A 15,904-nucleotide genomic window follows, 5' to 3' on the forward strand; every position below is an offset into this window, starting at 1 on the left:
AAAGTAAAAGAAAAGGATAAGATCCATACGATAAAATGTCAATTTTCATGTAAAAAAGCTTACACAGTAACTATCTGCCATCTAATTTCTTACCAACGATCTAAACATGTTTTAAGACAAAAGCGGGTTAGATAGAGAATGTTCTTAATGTATAAAAAAAGCAGGATCTCTCCTGCTTTTTACATCTATCGGCGTAGGCCAAGATTTTTAATTAGTTCACGGTAACGTGTAACATCTTTATTACGTAAATAATTTAATAAATTACGACGTTTACCAACCATTTTCAAAAGACCACGACGTGAATGATGATCTTTCTTATGAACACGTAAATGTTCGTTTAATTTGGTAATTTCTTCAGTAAGTACAGCAATTTGTACCTCTGGAGAACCAGTGTCCGTATCATGAATTTTGTATTCATTAATAATTTCATTTTTACGTTCTTGTGTAATAGCCATCTGGCTCACCTCCTAATATTATTTTTATCCCCATTCCCCTAGCAAACGTCGGAGTTACGTTTTGCCAAGCGATGGTTCCACGTACCTTATCGTACAATTTTTTTAGCAAAAATGCAAGTAATTTCGTTAATGCGGCTTGGAAAAAAAACTACGACTTATTACTTCATCCTGATCTAATTCTGTGATCAATTGCTCTATGCTAGCAAATTTTTCTTCATCACGTATGAATTTATGAAACTCTACAAACAATTCATCACCATATAAGTCATTATTGTAATCAAAAATATTCACTTCGAGTACAGGTTCGGTTAAACCGGTATCAAAGGTAGGGTTGAATCCAAGGCTTGCCATTCCTTCATATTTTTCATTCTTATATATAACTTTTACCGCATATATTCCTGGTTTGGGTAGCAACGCTTCTGTATTTGTATCAATATTCGCAGTTGGATACCCCATTTCTTTTCCCCGCTGTTCCCCTTTAACAACGATACCATCCACTGTCAGTGGGCGACCAAGCAATTCATTCGCCTTTTTAACATTTCCTATGCTTAACAACTCACGAATTCTTGTAGAGCTGACTTTTTTATCATCTAATTCTACTTTACTAATTGTGGTAGTTGTAAACGCATTCGCAGCGTGTTCTGCAATTGTATCCATGTTTCCTTTCCCTTTATGACCATAGGAAAAATCAAACCCAGCTACAACATGTTTGATGTGAAGGCCTTTAATAAAATGATCAACGAAATCCTGTGGTGATAAAGCTGCTAAGTCATGATTAAAATTAATGATATAAAGTCGATCGACACCCAGCCTTTTAAGAATTTCCTTTTTCTCACGCAAGGGAGTTATGTATCTGACGTGCTGTACATCTTTTTTTAATACGACAGTGGGATGCGGATAAAATGTAATAACAGCACTTTCCATACCTTTTTCTTTTGCTTTTGAGACAGCAGTTCGGATAACATGTTGATGTCCTTTGTGTATGCCATCGAAGAAACCAATTGCTGTTACAGTCTCTGGTAGATCTGCCAAAGCTAAAGAATGCGGGTATTTTAATTCAAATGTTCGCACCGTGTTTCACCTGCACTTTTATTATTTACTGAAAACCCGAACTGGCTTTATATACGCTGGTTTTTCAGGATGAACCTGGTATATAGCTAGAACCCTATCTTGATACATTACCGTAAATGGATCCGTATGCATTTCATTCGTACGGATTAGTTTTTGTCCATGAAGTACTTTTTCCATAAGCTCATGGTTTACATAAAGGCAATCAAGATGAGAAAGCCCTTTTTGTAAGGGATATAAAAGTTCAGATTCTTTCTGTTGTTCGACTGCCTCTTCTATTGTAGCAAATGTAACTGCATTTTTCTTTGAAAATGCACCGGTTTTTTCTCTTGTTAATGAGACCATATGAGCAGGATATCCAATTGATTTACCAATATCAACGCAAAGCGTGCGTATATAGGTACCTTTTGAACATTCAACCCGAAAAGATATGCAATTCTCTTCTTCTTCTTGCTGAATAAGTTCTAACTTGAATATAGTTACATCTCTCACAGGCCGTTCAACAACTTCATTTGCCCGAGCATATTCGTATAATTTTTTGCCTTTTACTTTTACTGCAGAATACATTGGTGGTTTTTGTTTAATGGAACCAGTATATCCTTGAAAAACCGCTTTTGTTTGACCTGAGCTTGGGAACGTAGTTACCTTTTTTTTATCTACAATATCGCCAGAAGCATCTTCCGTTTCGGTTGATATGCCTAATTTTAACTTACCCGTGTATGTTTTTCTGGTGTCTGTTAAGAAGGGTACAATTTTAGTAGCTTGTCCAATACATATTGGCAATACACCTTCTACATCTGGATCCAATGTGCCAGTATGACCAACCTTTTTCGTTTGGAATAATTTCCTTACTTTAACCACACAATCATGAGAAGTTAATCCTTTCGGCTTCCATAACGACAATATTCCATTCATCTATTATAGTACCTCCATTTTCTTTACTGGGATGAAGGAAAAATCTGACCTATCATAGGTCAGATTTTTTGAAGACATTATTTATTTAAATCGCGAAGAATGGTTTCAATTCGATTTCCATATTCGTAAGCTTCGTCAAATTCAAACATTAACTCTGGTGTCTTTCGCAAACGAATCCGTTGGCCTATTTCAGAGCGGATAAACCCTTTTGCCTTTGCTAAGCCTAATAATGTGTCCTGCTTTTGTTTTTCATCCCCTAATACAGATATGAATATTTTAGCTTGCTGCAGGTCACCAGTAACTTCCACATCAGTTACCGTCACAAATCCCACGCGTGGATCTTTGATCTTTCGAGTTAAAATTTCACCAAGCTCTTTTTTCATTTGTTCAGCTACTCTGTTTGAACGTAAATCTGCCATTTCCATCACCTCGTCATTGAACTCCTTACAGAACAAGGGAGCTGTAAGTTAGATTTTTTCCACATCGGTAATTGTTCGTTCAAGTTCAGTATATGAATCAATTACGCGTAATACTCCCTGAATCACTTGTTCTGCATGTTTCTGCTCGGTAGAAATTGTCACAATGCCAAGCTTTGTGCGTTGCCACAAGTCATGATAATCCAATTCAGTAACAGCTACATTAAAATCATGCTTTAACTTCGAGATTAACCGTTTAATAACGGAGCGCTTTTGCTTTAAAGAACGTCCCTCATACAACATGCACTCTACTTCAGCATATAGGATCATTTGCGCTCAATTTCTTCCATTACAAATGCTTCAATGACATCTCCTTCTTTAATATCATTGAAATTTTTGATTGTTACGCCACACTCGTAATTTTGGGCTACTTCTTTGACGTCATCTTTAAATCGTTTTAATGCTGCGATTTCGCCTTCGAATAACACAACACCATTGCGAATGAGGCGTACACCTGAATCTCTGGTTAGTTTTCCATCTGTAATATAACTACCCGCAATCGTACCTATTTTCGAAACTTTAAATGTTTCTCTTACCTCAGCTTGGCCAATTACTTTTTCTTCATATTCTGGATCAAGTAAACCTTTCATCGCTGCTTCGATCTCTTCGATTGCTTTGTATATAACTCGGTGAAGCCTTACATCTACTTTTTCAGATTCGGCAGCCTTCTTCGCATTTGCATCAGGTCGTACGTTAAATCCGATCACGACCGCATTTGAAGCAGCTGCAAGAATAATATCTGATTCCGTAATTGCACCGACCCCAGTATGAATAATCTTAATATTGACGCCTTCTACTTCAATTTTTCGTAAAGAAGAAGCAAGCGCCTCTGCAGAACCTTGTACGTCTGCTTTAATAATGATATTAATTTCTTTCATATCACCTTGTTTAATTTGTTCAAATAAATCATCTAGACTAACTTTCGATTGTTCACTTCGATTTTCTTGAATATGTTTTTGTTGACGGGCCTCCCCAATTTGACGCGCCTTTTTCTCATCTTTAAAGACAAGGAACTGATCACCTGCTTGAGGAACATCGTTTAATCCAGTGATCTCCACTGGTGTCGATGGCCCAGCATCTGTAACACGTTTACCAAGCTCGTTTACCATCGCTCGAACACGCCCATGCGTATTTCCTACAACAATCGAATCACTTACATGTAATGTCCCGTTTTGAACAAGTAGGGTAGCAACAGAGCCTCTCCCTTTATCAAGTTGGGCATCAATAACTGTTCCAAATGCAGTAGTATTCGGATTGGCTTTTAATTCTTCTACTTCTGAAACAAGTACAATCATTTCTAGTAAATCATCAATACCTTCCCCTTTTATTGCTGAAAGGTTCACAAAAATAGTATCTCCACCCCAGTCTTCGGGAACCAGTTCATATTCTGTTAATTCCTGCATCACACGATCTGGGTTAGCCCCTTCTTTATCCATTTTATTTACAGCGACGATAATCGGTACTTCTGCAGCCTTAGCATGGTTGATCGCCTCAACGGTTTGCGGCATAACACCATCATCAGCGGCTACTACTAGAATTGCTACGTCTGTTACTTGCGCACCACGTGAACGCATGCTAGTAAAGGCAGCATGACCAGGTGTATCAAGAAACGTGATTTTTTTGCCATCATTATCTACTTGATAGGCACCGATATGCTGTGTGATTCCACCAGCTTCCCCTGCAGTTACTTTTGTATGACGGATGGAATCCAAGAGTGTCGTTTTCCCGTGGTCAACATGCCCCATAATAGTGACAACTGCTGGTCTTTCTACCAAATCCTCAGGCTTATCTTCTTTAATATATTTATCAAAATCAGTATCTTCTAAAATAATTTCTTTCTCAACTTCTACCCCAAATTCATCGCATATAAGTTCGATTGAATCATCATCAAGATCCTGGTTTTTAGTAGCCATTACACCTAGAAACATTAATTTTTTAATTATTTCCGAAGCCTCTTTATTCAATTTCTCTGCTAATTCACTTACCGTTAACGTACCATGGTAAGTAATTTGCTTCGGTGTCTCTTTCTTTTCAGGTTGCTGCTGTTGTTGTTTACCAGCAGGCTTATTACTCCCTTTGCCTTTTTTACCTTTTTGATTTTTCCCATGAGGTTTTTGCTGATGTTTATTTGGCTTATTTGGTTTTTTCTTTTGATCTTTTGGTGCCTGTTTCTGTTTGTTCTGCGTATTATGAAAACCATTCTTACCAGCCGGTTTTGCATCTTGTTGTTTCGGCGCTTCCTTTTGTTCTGGCTGTTTAGCTTTCTTAAATTGATTATCTAATTTTGTTACCACTTCTGTAGATATCGTTGACATGTGATTTGTTACTTCTTCGCCTTGCTCTTTTAAAAAGGATACTACCTCTTTACTGGATATGTTATTTTGTTTTGCATATTCATATACACGCATTTTACTCATACGTTCACCCCCGAATTTATTACCCAAGTAACGATCTTATCTTATCAGCAAACCCTGCATCTAAAATGGCAATTGCTACTCTATGGGTTTTTCCAATAGCATTAGACAGTGTATCTCTATCATCAACTATGGCAAATGGAACATTATAGGATTTGCATTTGTCTGTTAGTTTCTTTTTTGTTTGAGGACCAACATCATTTGCAATCAAGACAAGCTTTGCACGATTTGATCGGATATGTTTAAGAATGGAGTCTTCTCCAATTGAACATTTACCCGCACGAAAAGCTAAACCTATAAGATTTAAATATTTATTTTGATTCATTTTGATTACTCACAAACTCTCGTAACTCATCAAACAATGAAGCATCCACTTCCGCATTGAGATGTCTACTAAGAATATTTGAAGTTTCAGCTTTGTCAATTACGCCTATATCTTTAGATAGGTAAGCGCCTCTCCCATTTTTCTTTCCTGTTGGGTCAACAAAGACTTCTCCTTCTTTGTTACGCACAATGCGTATTAATTCTTTTTTTGGTTTCAATTCATTTGTAACTACACATTTCCGAGTAGGGATTTTTCTTTTCTGTGCCACGTCATATCCCCCTTATTCAAAAATGTCTTCTTCGTTATTAGAGTAGGCTTCTTCTTCATTTAGAAGCCCCTCTTCACGCGCTTCTGATTCACTCTTAATATCAATTTTCCAGCCGGTCAATTTAGCAGCAAGCCTCGCATTTTGACCACGTTTCCCAATTGCTAATGATAGTTGATAATCAGGAACAATTACGGTTGTTGCTTTTTCTTCTTCATCAACTAATACTTCAACAACTTTGGACGGACTTAGCGCATTTGATACATAGACGGTCGGATCCTCTGACCATTCGACTACATCTATTTTTTCGCCTTTTAATTCATTCACAATCGTTTGTACACGTTGTCCTTTTTGTCCAACACAAGAACCAACTGGGTCTATTTCAGGATCTGGCGCATGCACAGATATCTTTGAGCGGTCTCCAGCTTCTCTTGCAACAGATTTAATCTCAACAATACCATCATATATTTCAGGCACTTCCATCTCAAATAGACGTTTTAATAGACCTGGATGCGACCTAGAAATATAAATTTGTGGACCTTTACTCGTGTTTTCTACTTTTGTAACAAATACCTTAATTCGGTCATGTATATAATATTCTTCAGTTGGCATTTGTTCCGCTTCGGCAAGTTTAGCTTCAATCTTTCCTAAGTTCACATAAACAAATCGAGAATCTTTCCGCTGGATAATACCAGTCATTACATCTTCTTCTCGATCTGAATATTCCGAGAAGATGACACCGCGTTCAGCTTCTCTTACTCGCTGTGTAACTACTTGTTTAGCAGCTTGAGCAGCAATTCTCCCAAAGTCTTTCGGTGTAACTTCAACTTCTACAACGTCATCGACTTCATAATTAGGATTTATTTCTTTTGCTTCATCAACGGTTATTTCTTCTTGATTGTCATCTACCTCTTCAACAACCGTTTTTCTGGAAAACACACCCATTTTACCAGTCTCTTCATTCAACTCAACACGAACATTAGTCGCTGATTTAAAGTTCTTTTTATAAGCAGAAATTAGAGCTGCTTCTAACGCTTCCAATAGAATATCCTTATCAATACCTTTTTCTTTTGCTAAATGATCAATTGCATCAAACAACTGCGTGCTCACCTTTTTTCTCCCCCTTTAGAACGTAACAGCAAGTCTGGCTTTAGCCACCTTGTCATATGGAATTTCTACTGATAATTTACGCGTTTTTGATTTATATTCAATGGTTAATACATTGTTTTGAAAATCCTTAAGTATTCCTTCATACACTTTCTCGCCATCGATTGGCTCATACAGTTTAACATAAACATTTTGATTTACATGTTTTTCAAAGTCTTCCTTCGTTTTTAACGGTCGTTCCACACCAGGTGAAGATACTTCTAGGAAATAAGCATTCGTAATTGGGTCTGCTTGATCTAACTTCTCACTTAGTTCCTCAGATACCTCTCCACATTCTGTAATATCGACACCACCATCCTTATCAATATAAACTCGGAGAAAACGATTTTGACCTTCTTTTACATATTCAATATCAACTAACTCAAGATTCTTTTGTTCCAGGATAGGAAGAACTAATTCTTCAGTTGTTTTAATAACTTGAGAACTCAACTCATATCCTCCTTTATGCTGTTTTTACATACTAGTATAGACAACTATTTGTATTTTCATTTTCATAACCTTATTTCAATATAAAACCCCTGCCGAGAGTTGTGGCAAGGGGGCAATAAACAAAAGTTGAAAAGAGGTATGAAGAAAGAGTGGGCATAGACCCACTCTTTCAAAAAGTTCGTATCATTACTTACCAAAATAAGTATACCATACGGTTACAAACCACGCAAGCTTATCAGCTCTATTATCACTATTTCCAAGTTCGGTTTATAATAAACATGATTTTTTCTACTAATCTATGCTTCCTATTTAAAAAAGAGATAATTGATTTTGTTCTGCCATTCCTTCTAAACATCCATGATTATCTAGATACTCTAATACCGTTTTAGATATTTTACTACGCTCACGAAGATCTTCTTTTGATAAGAATTCTCCTTCTTCCCTTGCTTTTACTATATTAATAGCAGCATTCGTTCCTAAGCCATCTACAGCATTAAATGGCGGAATTAGTTTATCACCATCAACAATGAATTCTGTAGCGCTAGAGTTATATAAATCAACTTTGCTGATGGAGAAGCCTCTTTCACACATTTCTAATGAAATTTCTAAAACGGTCAATAAACTTTTTTCTTTTGGAGATGCATCGTTTCCTTTAGCAGTAATCCCTTCCATACGCTTACGAATAGCTTGAGAACCCTTAATCATCGTATCTAATTCAAAATCATCAGCACGAACAGTAAAATATGCAGCATAAAAGAAAATCGGATGATGTACTTTGAAATAGGCAATTCGTACAGCCATTAAAACATAGGCGGCAGCATGAGCTTTCGGGAACATATATTTAATCTTCTTACAAGATTCAATATACCAATCTGGTACATCATGTTTCTTCATTTCTGTTATCCATTCATCCTGCAAGCCTTTCCCTTTTCGTACAAATTCCATAATTTTAAATGCTAATGAAGCGTCCAACCCTTTATGCATGAGATATACCATTATATCATCACGACATCCGATAACGTCAGGTAATTCACATATCCCATCATTTATTAACTCTTGCGCATTACCTAGCCATACATCTGTACCATGCGACAACCCGGAAATGATCACTAATTCTGCAAATGTATTTGGTTTCGTATCTTCTAACATCTGTCGTACGAATTTTGTTCCAAACTCAGGAACACCCAATGTTCCTGTTTTACAATTAATTTGATCTGCAGTTAGCCCAAGTGCTTCTGGACCCGAAAAAATCGTCATGACATCAGGATCATCTGTGGGGATGGTTTTAGGATCTATTCCGCTTAAATCTTGAAGCATCCTAATTACGGTTGGATCATCATGTCCTAAAATATCTAGCTTTAACAAATTGTCATGAATCGAATGGAAATCAAAATGGGTTGTTCTCCATTCACTTGTACGATCGTCAGCAGGAAATTGAATTGGTGTAAAATCAAAAATTTCTTTGTCTTCCGGTACCACAATGATTCCACCAGGGTGCTGCCCAGTCGTTCGCTTCACCCCAGTACAACCTTGAACTAGTCGATCTACCTCTGCATTTTTATAGACGAGCTGTTTATCGGACGCATATCCTTTCACATAGCCATATGCTGTTTTCTCAGCTATTGTACCTATTGTTCCTGCACGGTAAACATTTTCCACCCCAAACAGCTCTTTTGTATAATTATGGGCGCGGGGTTGATACGTACCAGAAAAATTCAAATCGATATCTGGAACCTTATCCCCTTTAAATCCAAGAAACGTCTCAAAAGGTATGTCTTGACCATCTTTTGTAAGTGGTGTTTGACAGTTAGGACATTCTTTATCCGGTAAATCAAATCCACTACCAACTGAACCGTCCGTAATAAACTCATTATAATGGCAGGTTTCACATACATAATGTGGAGGTAATGGGTTCACCTCTGTAATCTCGGTCATCGTTGCTACAAAAGAAGATCCAACCGATCCACGTGAGCCTACTAAGTAGCCATCATCTAACGATTTTTTAACAAGTTTATGGGAAATCAGGTAGATTACTGCAAATCCATGACCGATAATACTTTCTAATTCTTTTTCTAATCGATTCGTAACAATTTCGGGAACAGGTTCCCCATAAATTTTTTTCGCACGCGCATAACATAAATCACGCATTTCTTGGTCTGCACCTTCAATCGTAGGTGTGTACAAGCCATCTTTCACTGGCGAAACAGATTCAATTTCTTCCGCGATCAGTGATGTATTGGTAACAACTACTTCTTTCGCTTTCTCTGCACCGAGAAAATGAAAAGCTTCTACCATTTCATTTGTTGTTCGGAACGGTGTTTCCGGTAATGTTACTCGATTCAATGGATTTCCAGCTTGAGAAGCTACTAAAATTTGTCGGTAGACTTTATCATGATCATCAAGGTAATGCACATTACCTGTTGCTACCACACGTTTTTCTATGCGTTCCCCTAATTTAACTAGTTTTTTAATAATATCCATGATTTGTGCTTCATTTTGTACGAGGTCTTTTTCAATCAAATGGGAATAGTTTGCTGGTGGCTGAATCTCAATATAATCATAGAAATCAGCAACACTTTCAGCTTCTTCTTCGGATTTTTGCATCATCGTTTCGAAAACTTCGCCTTGATCACATGCTGATCCAATAAGAATCCCATTCCTCATTTTTTGTACTAACGACCTCGGGATTCGTGGAACGCGATAAAAATAATCAATATGTGCATGTGATACTAATTTATAAATATTTTTAAGCCCTTCTTGTGTTTGAGCCAGTAAAATACAGTGAAATGGTCGGGATCGTTGATAAGCATTTCCTTCTCCCATATGATTATTAAGTTGATTATGATTTATAATTTCTTTTTTCAACAATGCTTGTACTAGTTTCCACAATAAATAGCCCGTTGCTTCAGCATCATAAATGGCTCGATGATGCTGGGTAAGTTCAATGTCTAAATGCTTACATAATGTATTTAATCGATGATTTTTTAATTGTGGGAATAAGAATCTTGCCAATTCCAATGTATCAATAACAGCATTGCTAGCTTTTTCATAATTTATTTTTTTAAAACCTTGATTTAAGAAGCCCATATCAAAGCTAGCATTATGTGCTACGAGAATACCATCACCCATCCACTCATGAAAGTCTTTTACTACATCGTCTACTTCAGGTGCATTCTCTACCATATCATCTGTAATCCCAGTAAGGTCTATCGTCGTTTGTGATAGTGGATGATGTGGATTAGCAAAAGATTCGAAACGATCTATGATTTCACCTTGGTGAACTTTAACTGCGGCAAGCTCAATAATAGTGTCATACACTGCAGATAATCCAGTAGTTTCTACGTCAAATACAATATATGTACCTGTTTCTAAATCCAAATCACTTTCGTTATAGGCGATAGGTACACCATCATCGACTAGGTTTGCTTCTACTCCATACAGCACTTTTATATCATGTTTCTGACCTGCTGCATATGCATCGGGAAATCCTTGTACTCCACCATGATCCGTAATGGCAACTGCTTTATGTCCCCACTTCGCTGCTTGACTAATTAAATTTGCTGGTGAGACTACCGCATCCATTTGACTCATTGTCGTATGAGCATGCAACTCAACTCTCTTTTCATCATCTGGAGCAAGATCCTTACGGGGGGCTACTTTTACTTCATGTATATCATTAGCCATCATGGCTAATTCATTTGTGTACATATCTGTTTGAATACTGCCCCTTGCTTTAACCCACATGCCTTCCTTAACAGCTTCAAATTTTTCAGCATCTTCATCGCCTTTAGAGAACATTTTAATTTGTAGTGAATCCGTATAGTCTGTAGCCTTTATAATTAGTAGACTACGACCTGAACGTAATTTTCGAATCTCAGCGGAAAATATATAGCCTTGCACGGTAATTCTACGCTCTTCTTCAAGGATTTCTTCCATCGAAATCGGCTCATCTTGAATTTTATAGCCAAGCATAACTGGCTTATTGTCATTTTGCGTTTTATTCTGATCACGCTTTTCCTTCTCTTGAACAGTTTTACGAACGAGTTGCTGATCTTCTAATGCTTTTTGCTCTTTAAACTTTTGAAAATCTGCTTCTTCGGTTTTGACCTCAATTCGTAAAGAATACGTGGACAAGCCTGCCTTGGAGCAATACTGCCTAAATGTTTCCTCTAAACGTTTTTTTAAAGCCGTAGCCTCGGCTTCATTTCTTGCAGTTAACATAATATTATTATTTTCAACCCGAGGAGTTTGGTTCTGGACCATTTCTTTGTAGGCAGGTGAAAGGTTGGTAAATGATTGTATAAAATGCTGCCAGTACTTTGAAGTTGTTTCTACATCACATGTTTTATCTTCTGCTTCAATAAATAAATCCACTTCCGCTATTTGCTGAAAGCTCTCTTTTAATTTACTACTAAAAACTTGATACACTTCCCAAGGAAGTACTTGTTTTGTATAAATATGAAAATGCCATGATTTCGTCTGTTTATACACTTCCAATTTATTTAAATAGCTGCCAGAGAAATAAGGTAAATGATCATCTGAGATCTGTAATTGTTCTAACAGTACATCCATTTTCTCGTTCCTTGAAATACTCATTTTCATCCTCCTGTACCGTCAACGAATCAAATGATTCTCTAGTCTTAAAATAACACATCTATTATAAAGATGGAAAACCCCTGCCTGCACATCTTTGACAAGGGTTTTCTCGTTTCAATTGTTATAAAAATAATCGTTGAATGTCGTTCCAAGTTACAATAATCATGAGTAGCATTAACAATGCAAAGCCCACAAAGTGAAAGAGACCTTCTTTTTCGGGAGAAATGGGTTTTCCCCGCACCGCTTCCAGGCCAACAAATAATAAGCGCCCACCATCTAACGCTGGTAATGGTACTAGGTTGACGATTCCTAAGTTAATGCTTAACATCGCTGTCCACATCAGGAAGTTCATAAAGCCAGTTTGCACTATCTGATCCGTTGCATCGTAGATTCCAACGGGACCAGAAAGCGTCTCGATCGGTAATTGTCCAGTAATTAACATTCCTAGATTTGTCAGGATTAGTTTTGTTGTATCAAAAGTTTGTGTAAAACCATATGTGACCGTACCTAAAAGTGACTTTTCAAACGCTTGGTAAACACCAATTTGGCCAAATGCCGGTTGTCCTTCCGTAGCTGGTACTTCTTTAGGTACTACTGTTAATGGTACTTCATCTCCTTCACGTTGAACAACTATATCTAACTCTTCACCAGGATTATCTCGTACAATCGTAGTGAATTCTTCCCATGTTGAAATAGGTTGATCTTCAATTTGAATTATCTCGTCATCGCTTTTTATACCTGCTTCTTGTGCAGGGCTATCTGGTTGTATTTGTCCCATTTTCGCTTCTTCAACAGGGACACCTTGAATAACACCAAGGATTAAAAAGATAACAATCGCAAGCACAAAGTTCATCATTGGACCAGCAAACAACTGCATTGCCCTTTGTCCAACTGATTTAGAAGCAAATTGACGGTCATAAGGAGCTATTTGTGTTTCCCTTTCGTCCATCACAAATGATGCTTTTGGATCAACTTCAAAACATAACCTTTCCTCTTGATCATCTACATCATAACCATTAATTTGTAGTTTATGATCTAAATCTGATTCTTCAATCTCAATAATTCGAGCATTTGGATGCTTTGATTTATGATTGACGATTATCTTATCTACTTTTCCAGATTCATTAAACTCAAGACCGACATGATGACCTGGCTTTAAGTCTATAATTTCTGGATCCTCACCAGCTACTCTTACGTATCCACCAATCGGAAGGAGACGAATGGTATATACTGTTTCATTTTTGGTGAACGAGAATATTTTCGGGCCAAATCCAATTGCAAATTCACGAGCCAGCATTCCAGCGCGTTTAGCAAAAATTAAATGGCCCCATTCATGAATAAATACAAGTAGCCCGAACATCAATATAAACGCGATAACTGTAGTCAAATAGAGCACCTTCCTTTAAAGAAGTATTAATCTTTTATAGCTTCATTCTCATTATATTCCCTTGCAACTCTAAATATTTGTCATTGCTTAGTTAAAAAATCCAACGAAATGTAAAATAGGCATCACAAATAATAAGCTATCAAATCGGTCTAAAATCCCTCCATGACCAGGAAGAACATTGCCGGAATCTTTCACGCCATAATGCCGCTTAAACGCAGATTCAACTAAATCACCAATTTGCCCAAAAACCGATGCCAATATGGATACACAAATAATTCCAATGAATGTGTTCTCGACTGGGTAAATAAACTGAAAAATAACACCGACTAGTACTGCGAGTGCTACACCACCTAATGCACCCTCTACTGTCTTATTTGGACTTATTTTTGGCCATAGCTTATGTTTACCGAAAGCTCGTCCAAAAAAATAAGCTCCTGTATCTGTTGCCCATATAATTAAAAAGATGTATAAGATTGTAGCTAAGCCCTCTATCCCTTCTCCTCTAGCAATAGTTAAATAATAAAAACCCATTCCTAGGTAGATAGCAGAAAGTAAGACAACACCTGCATGATCAAAGGTAAACTTGTTTTTAACTAAGACGGTGTACGATAATAGTAAAAGTACAATTAACATAAGGATGTCTGATTTTGTTAACCAAGCTAAGTCTATACGTTCACTTAATAAAAAGGTCCATAAAAGACCGATTCCTAATAAAGAAGGGATCGAGTACTTTGCAATACTCCCCATTCTAATTAATTCCAAAAAACCAATTGTTGCCATTACATAAACAAAGAGATTAAACGGCGTCCCTCCAATGATGACAAAGGGTACGAACAAAATTAGTGCTATGATAGCTGTTATAATCCGTTGTTTCATACGATTCTCACCTAAATTCCGCCATAGCGTCGTTGACGTTGTTGATATTCCTCAATTGCTTGTTGAAATACTTCCTCAGAAAAATCTGGCCATAGAACATCTGTGAACCAAAACTCTGTATAAGCTAACTGCCATAGCAGAAAATTACTTAACCGCTGTTCTCCGCTCGTACGGATTAATAGATCAGGGTCACTAAGCCCTCGCGTATACAGATACTTTGAAAAAACTTGTTCATCTAAGGAATCAATTGAAATTTTTGCTCCATTAACATCTTCCATAATTTTCTTGATCGCATGCATGATTTCGTCTCTACTTCCATAGTTTAAAGCAAAATTAAGCAATAATCCATCATTATTCTTCGTTTTATTCATTGCATGTTGAATGGTGTCCTTCGTATGCTTGGGGAGAGCCTCAAAATCCCCTATTGTTTGAATCCTCACATTCTTCTCCATTAATTCCGGTAAATGAACATGCAGGAATTCCTTCGGCAATTTCATTAAGAAATCAATTTCTTTTTTTGGCCTTTTCCAATTTTCAGTAGAGAATGCATAGAGTGTTAACACTTTTATATTGCATTGATGAGCTGCCCTTACCACCTTTACAACTGAATTAACACCTTCTTTATGCCCAGCAATTCTCGGTAAAGATCTTTGTTTTGCCCATCTTCCGTTTCCATCCATGATGATAGCTACATGATCTGGAGTATTCTCTTTATCAATTGTAGTTAATTGACTTAGTTCTTTTTGTTTATTTTTTATAAAAGGAAGTCTTATTGACATTTTTTGTCCTCCGAATGCTGTTGATTATCCATGTCATTTCTACCATATTATCTATATGTCGTAAATGTTGATTCTATGAAATCCATTGGATAAATCATCGTTATTCACTCAAATCATTTAATATTATAACGATTTTTGCGTAAGAATACAAAAGCCCCCTTAAACAAGAGGGCTAATACATCTTATTTTACATGGTCTTGGACTAAACTTCCATAATTTCTTTTTCTTTATCTTTAGCTAGTTGATCTATTTTAGCTATGTGGTTGTCTGTTGCTTTTTGTACATTATCTTGTGCACCACGTACATCGTCCTCAGAAAGCCCATCCGCTTTTTTCAATTGATCATTTGCTTCTCGGCGAATATTTCGGACCTGTACTTTTGCTTCTTCTGCATACTTGCCTACCACTTTAACTATATCTTTACGACGGTCTTCCGTTAACGTCGGGATATTAATCCGAATGATATTACCATCACTTGATGGTGAAATTCCCAAGTCAGCCTTTTGTATCGCCTTTTCAATATCTGAAATCGCTGATTTATCAAATGGGGTAATTACAAGTAATCTCGCCTCCGGAGCTGTTACAGACGCCAACTGATTTAGCGGTGTATTCATTCCGTAGTACTCTACAAAAACACTATCTAATAAATTCGGGTTCGCTCGACCTGCTCTAACCGTAGCTAAATTTTTTGAAAAAGCTTGAACAGCTTGTTCCATTTTGTCTTTCATTTGCTTCATAATGTCATCAGACATC

Annotated in this window: 15 protein-coding genes; all 15 read right to left on the bottom strand. The window is 37.0% G+C overall.

From position 1 onward, the window contains the following. Positions 1 to 185: 185 nt before the first annotated feature. The 15 genes from rpsO to frr all read right to left on the bottom strand — a co-directional run bounded on the left by rpsO (position 186) and on the right by frr (position 15,903). The gene (rpsO, locus tag BN990_RS11370; protein WP_021291533.1) at positions 186 to 455 is read right to left on the bottom strand and encodes a 30S ribosomal protein S15; all 270 of its coding nucleotides are present in this window, start codon (positions 453 to 455) and stop codon (positions 186 to 188) included. A gap of 126 nt (positions 456 to 581) precedes the next feature. Beyond that, on the bottom strand, positions 582 to 1,526 hold the full coding sequence (locus BN990_RS11375) for a bifunctional riboflavin kinase/FAD synthetase (protein WP_038244229.1): 945 nt from the start codon (positions 1,524 to 1,526) through the stop codon (positions 582 to 584). A 21-nt stretch (positions 1,527 to 1,547) separates the two neighbouring features. Continuing rightward, positions 1,548 to 2,438: a tRNA pseudouridine(55) synthase TruB gene (gene truB / locus BN990_RS11380; protein WP_038244235.1), complete on the bottom strand. Its 891-nt coding sequence runs from the start codon at positions 2,436 to 2,438 to the stop codon at positions 1,548 to 1,550. 77 nt (positions 2,439 to 2,515) lie between these two features. Then, positions 2,516 to 2,857 (bottom strand): 30S ribosome-binding factor RbfA, encoded by a 342-nt coding sequence (gene rbfA, locus BN990_RS11385; RefSeq protein ID WP_031335584.1) that lies wholly within the window; start codon positions 2,855 to 2,857, stop codon positions 2,516 to 2,518. Positions 2,858 to 2,905: 48 nt separating this feature from the next. After that, positions 2,906 to 3,184, bottom strand: coding sequence for a DUF503 domain-containing protein (locus BN990_RS11390; protein WP_021291537.1), 279 nt, complete (start codon positions 3,182 to 3,184; stop codon positions 2,906 to 2,908). Continuing rightward, positions 3,181 to 5,331 carry a translation initiation factor IF-2 gene (gene infB / locus BN990_RS11395; protein WP_038244239.1) on the bottom strand — a complete coding sequence of 717 codons (2,151 nt, stop codon included), beginning with the start codon at positions 5,329 to 5,331 and terminating at the stop codon, positions 3,181 to 3,183. Before infB ends, BN990_RS11390 begins: the two co-directional genes overlap by 4 nt. A 19-nt stretch (positions 5,332 to 5,350) precedes the next feature. Then, the gene (locus BN990_RS11400; RefSeq protein WP_021291539.1) at positions 5,351 to 5,653 is read right to left on the bottom strand and encodes a L7Ae/L30e/S12e/Gadd45 family ribosomal protein; all 303 of its coding nucleotides are present in this window, start codon (positions 5,651 to 5,653) and stop codon (positions 5,351 to 5,353) included. Beyond that, positions 5,640 to 5,921: an RNase P modulator RnpM gene (gene rnpM / locus BN990_RS11405; RefSeq protein WP_038244245.1), complete on the bottom strand. Its 282-nt coding sequence runs from the start codon at positions 5,919 to 5,921 to the stop codon at positions 5,640 to 5,642. The genes BN990_RS11400 and rnpM overlap by 14 nt, the downstream gene beginning before the upstream one ends. 12 nt (positions 5,922 to 5,933) lie before the next feature. After that, positions 5,934 to 7,028, bottom strand: coding sequence for a transcription termination factor NusA (nusA, locus tag BN990_RS11410; RefSeq protein WP_021291541.1), 1,095 nt, complete (start codon positions 7,026 to 7,028; stop codon positions 5,934 to 5,936). 15 nt (positions 7,029 to 7,043) lie between these two features. Further along, entirely contained in the window at positions 7,044 to 7,514 is a 471-nt protein-coding gene (rimP, locus tag BN990_RS11415; RefSeq protein WP_038244251.1) for a ribosome maturation factor RimP, read from the bottom strand. 309 nt (positions 7,515 to 7,823) lie between these two features. Beyond that, on the bottom strand, positions 7,824 to 12,110 hold the full coding sequence (locus tag BN990_RS11420; protein WP_038244255.1) for a PolC-type DNA polymerase III: 4,287 nt from the start codon (positions 12,108 to 12,110) through the stop codon (positions 7,824 to 7,826). A gap of 121 nt (positions 12,111 to 12,231) precedes the next feature. Further along, positions 12,232 to 13,497, bottom strand: a complete 1,266-nt coding sequence (gene rseP / locus BN990_RS11425; protein WP_021291544.1) for an RIP metalloprotease RseP — start codon at positions 13,495 to 13,497, stop codon at positions 12,232 to 12,234. Between the two features lie 87 nt (positions 13,498 to 13,584). Continuing rightward, positions 13,585 to 14,373: a phosphatidate cytidylyltransferase gene (locus tag BN990_RS11430; protein ID WP_021291545.1), complete on the bottom strand. Its 789-nt coding sequence runs from the start codon at positions 14,371 to 14,373 to the stop codon at positions 13,585 to 13,587. 11 nt (positions 14,374 to 14,384) lie between these two features. Beyond that, a complete protein-coding gene (locus BN990_RS11435) occupies positions 14,385 to 15,152 on the bottom strand; it encodes an isoprenyl transferase (protein WP_021291546.1) in 768 nt (255 codons plus the stop codon). A 202-nt stretch (positions 15,153 to 15,354) separates the two neighbouring features. After that, entirely contained in the window at positions 15,355 to 15,903 is a 549-nt protein-coding gene (gene frr / locus BN990_RS11440) for a ribosome recycling factor (protein WP_038244258.1), read from the bottom strand. Between the last annotated feature and the right edge of the window lies 1 nt (position 15,904).

Source organism: Virgibacillus salexigens (assembly GCF_000723585.1).
Taxonomy (GTDB): Bacteria; Bacillota; Bacilli; order Bacillales; family Amphibacillaceae; genus Virgibacillus; species Virgibacillus salexigens.

Coding starts and splice junctions, on each gene's coding strand:
- truB (WP_038244235.1), bottom strand. CDS start 2,438: ATGAATGGAATATTGTCGTTATGGAAGCCGAAAGGATTAACTTCTCAT.
- frr (WP_038244258.1), bottom strand. CDS start 15,903: ATGTCTGATGACATTATGAAGCAAATGAAAGACAAAATGGAACAAGCT.
- BN990_RS11390 (WP_021291537.1), bottom strand. CDS start 3,184: ATGATCCTATATGCTGAAGTAGAGTGCATGTTGTATGAGGGACGTTCT.
- rbfA (WP_031335584.1), bottom strand. CDS start 2,857: ATGGCAGATTTACGTTCAAACAGAGTAGCTGAACAAATGAAAAAAGAG.
- BN990_RS11420 (WP_038244255.1), bottom strand. CDS start 12,110: ATGAGTATTTCAAGGAACGAGAAAATGGATGTACTGTTAGAACAATTA.
- BN990_RS11435 (WP_021291546.1), bottom strand. CDS start 15,152: ATGTCAATAAGACTTCCTTTTATAAAAAATAAACAAAAAGAACTAAGT.
- BN990_RS11400 (WP_021291539.1), bottom strand. CDS start 5,653: ATGAATCAAAATAAATATTTAAATCTTATAGGTTTAGCTTTTCGTGCG.
- rpsO (WP_021291533.1), bottom strand. CDS start 455: ATGGCTATTACACAAGAACGTAAAAATGAAATTATTAATGAATACAAA.
- infB (WP_038244239.1), bottom strand. CDS start 5,331: ATGAGTAAAATGCGTGTATATGAATATGCAAAACAAAATAACATATCC.
- BN990_RS11430 (WP_021291545.1), bottom strand. CDS start 14,373: ATGAAACAACGGATTATAACAGCTATCATAGCACTAATTTTGTTCGTA.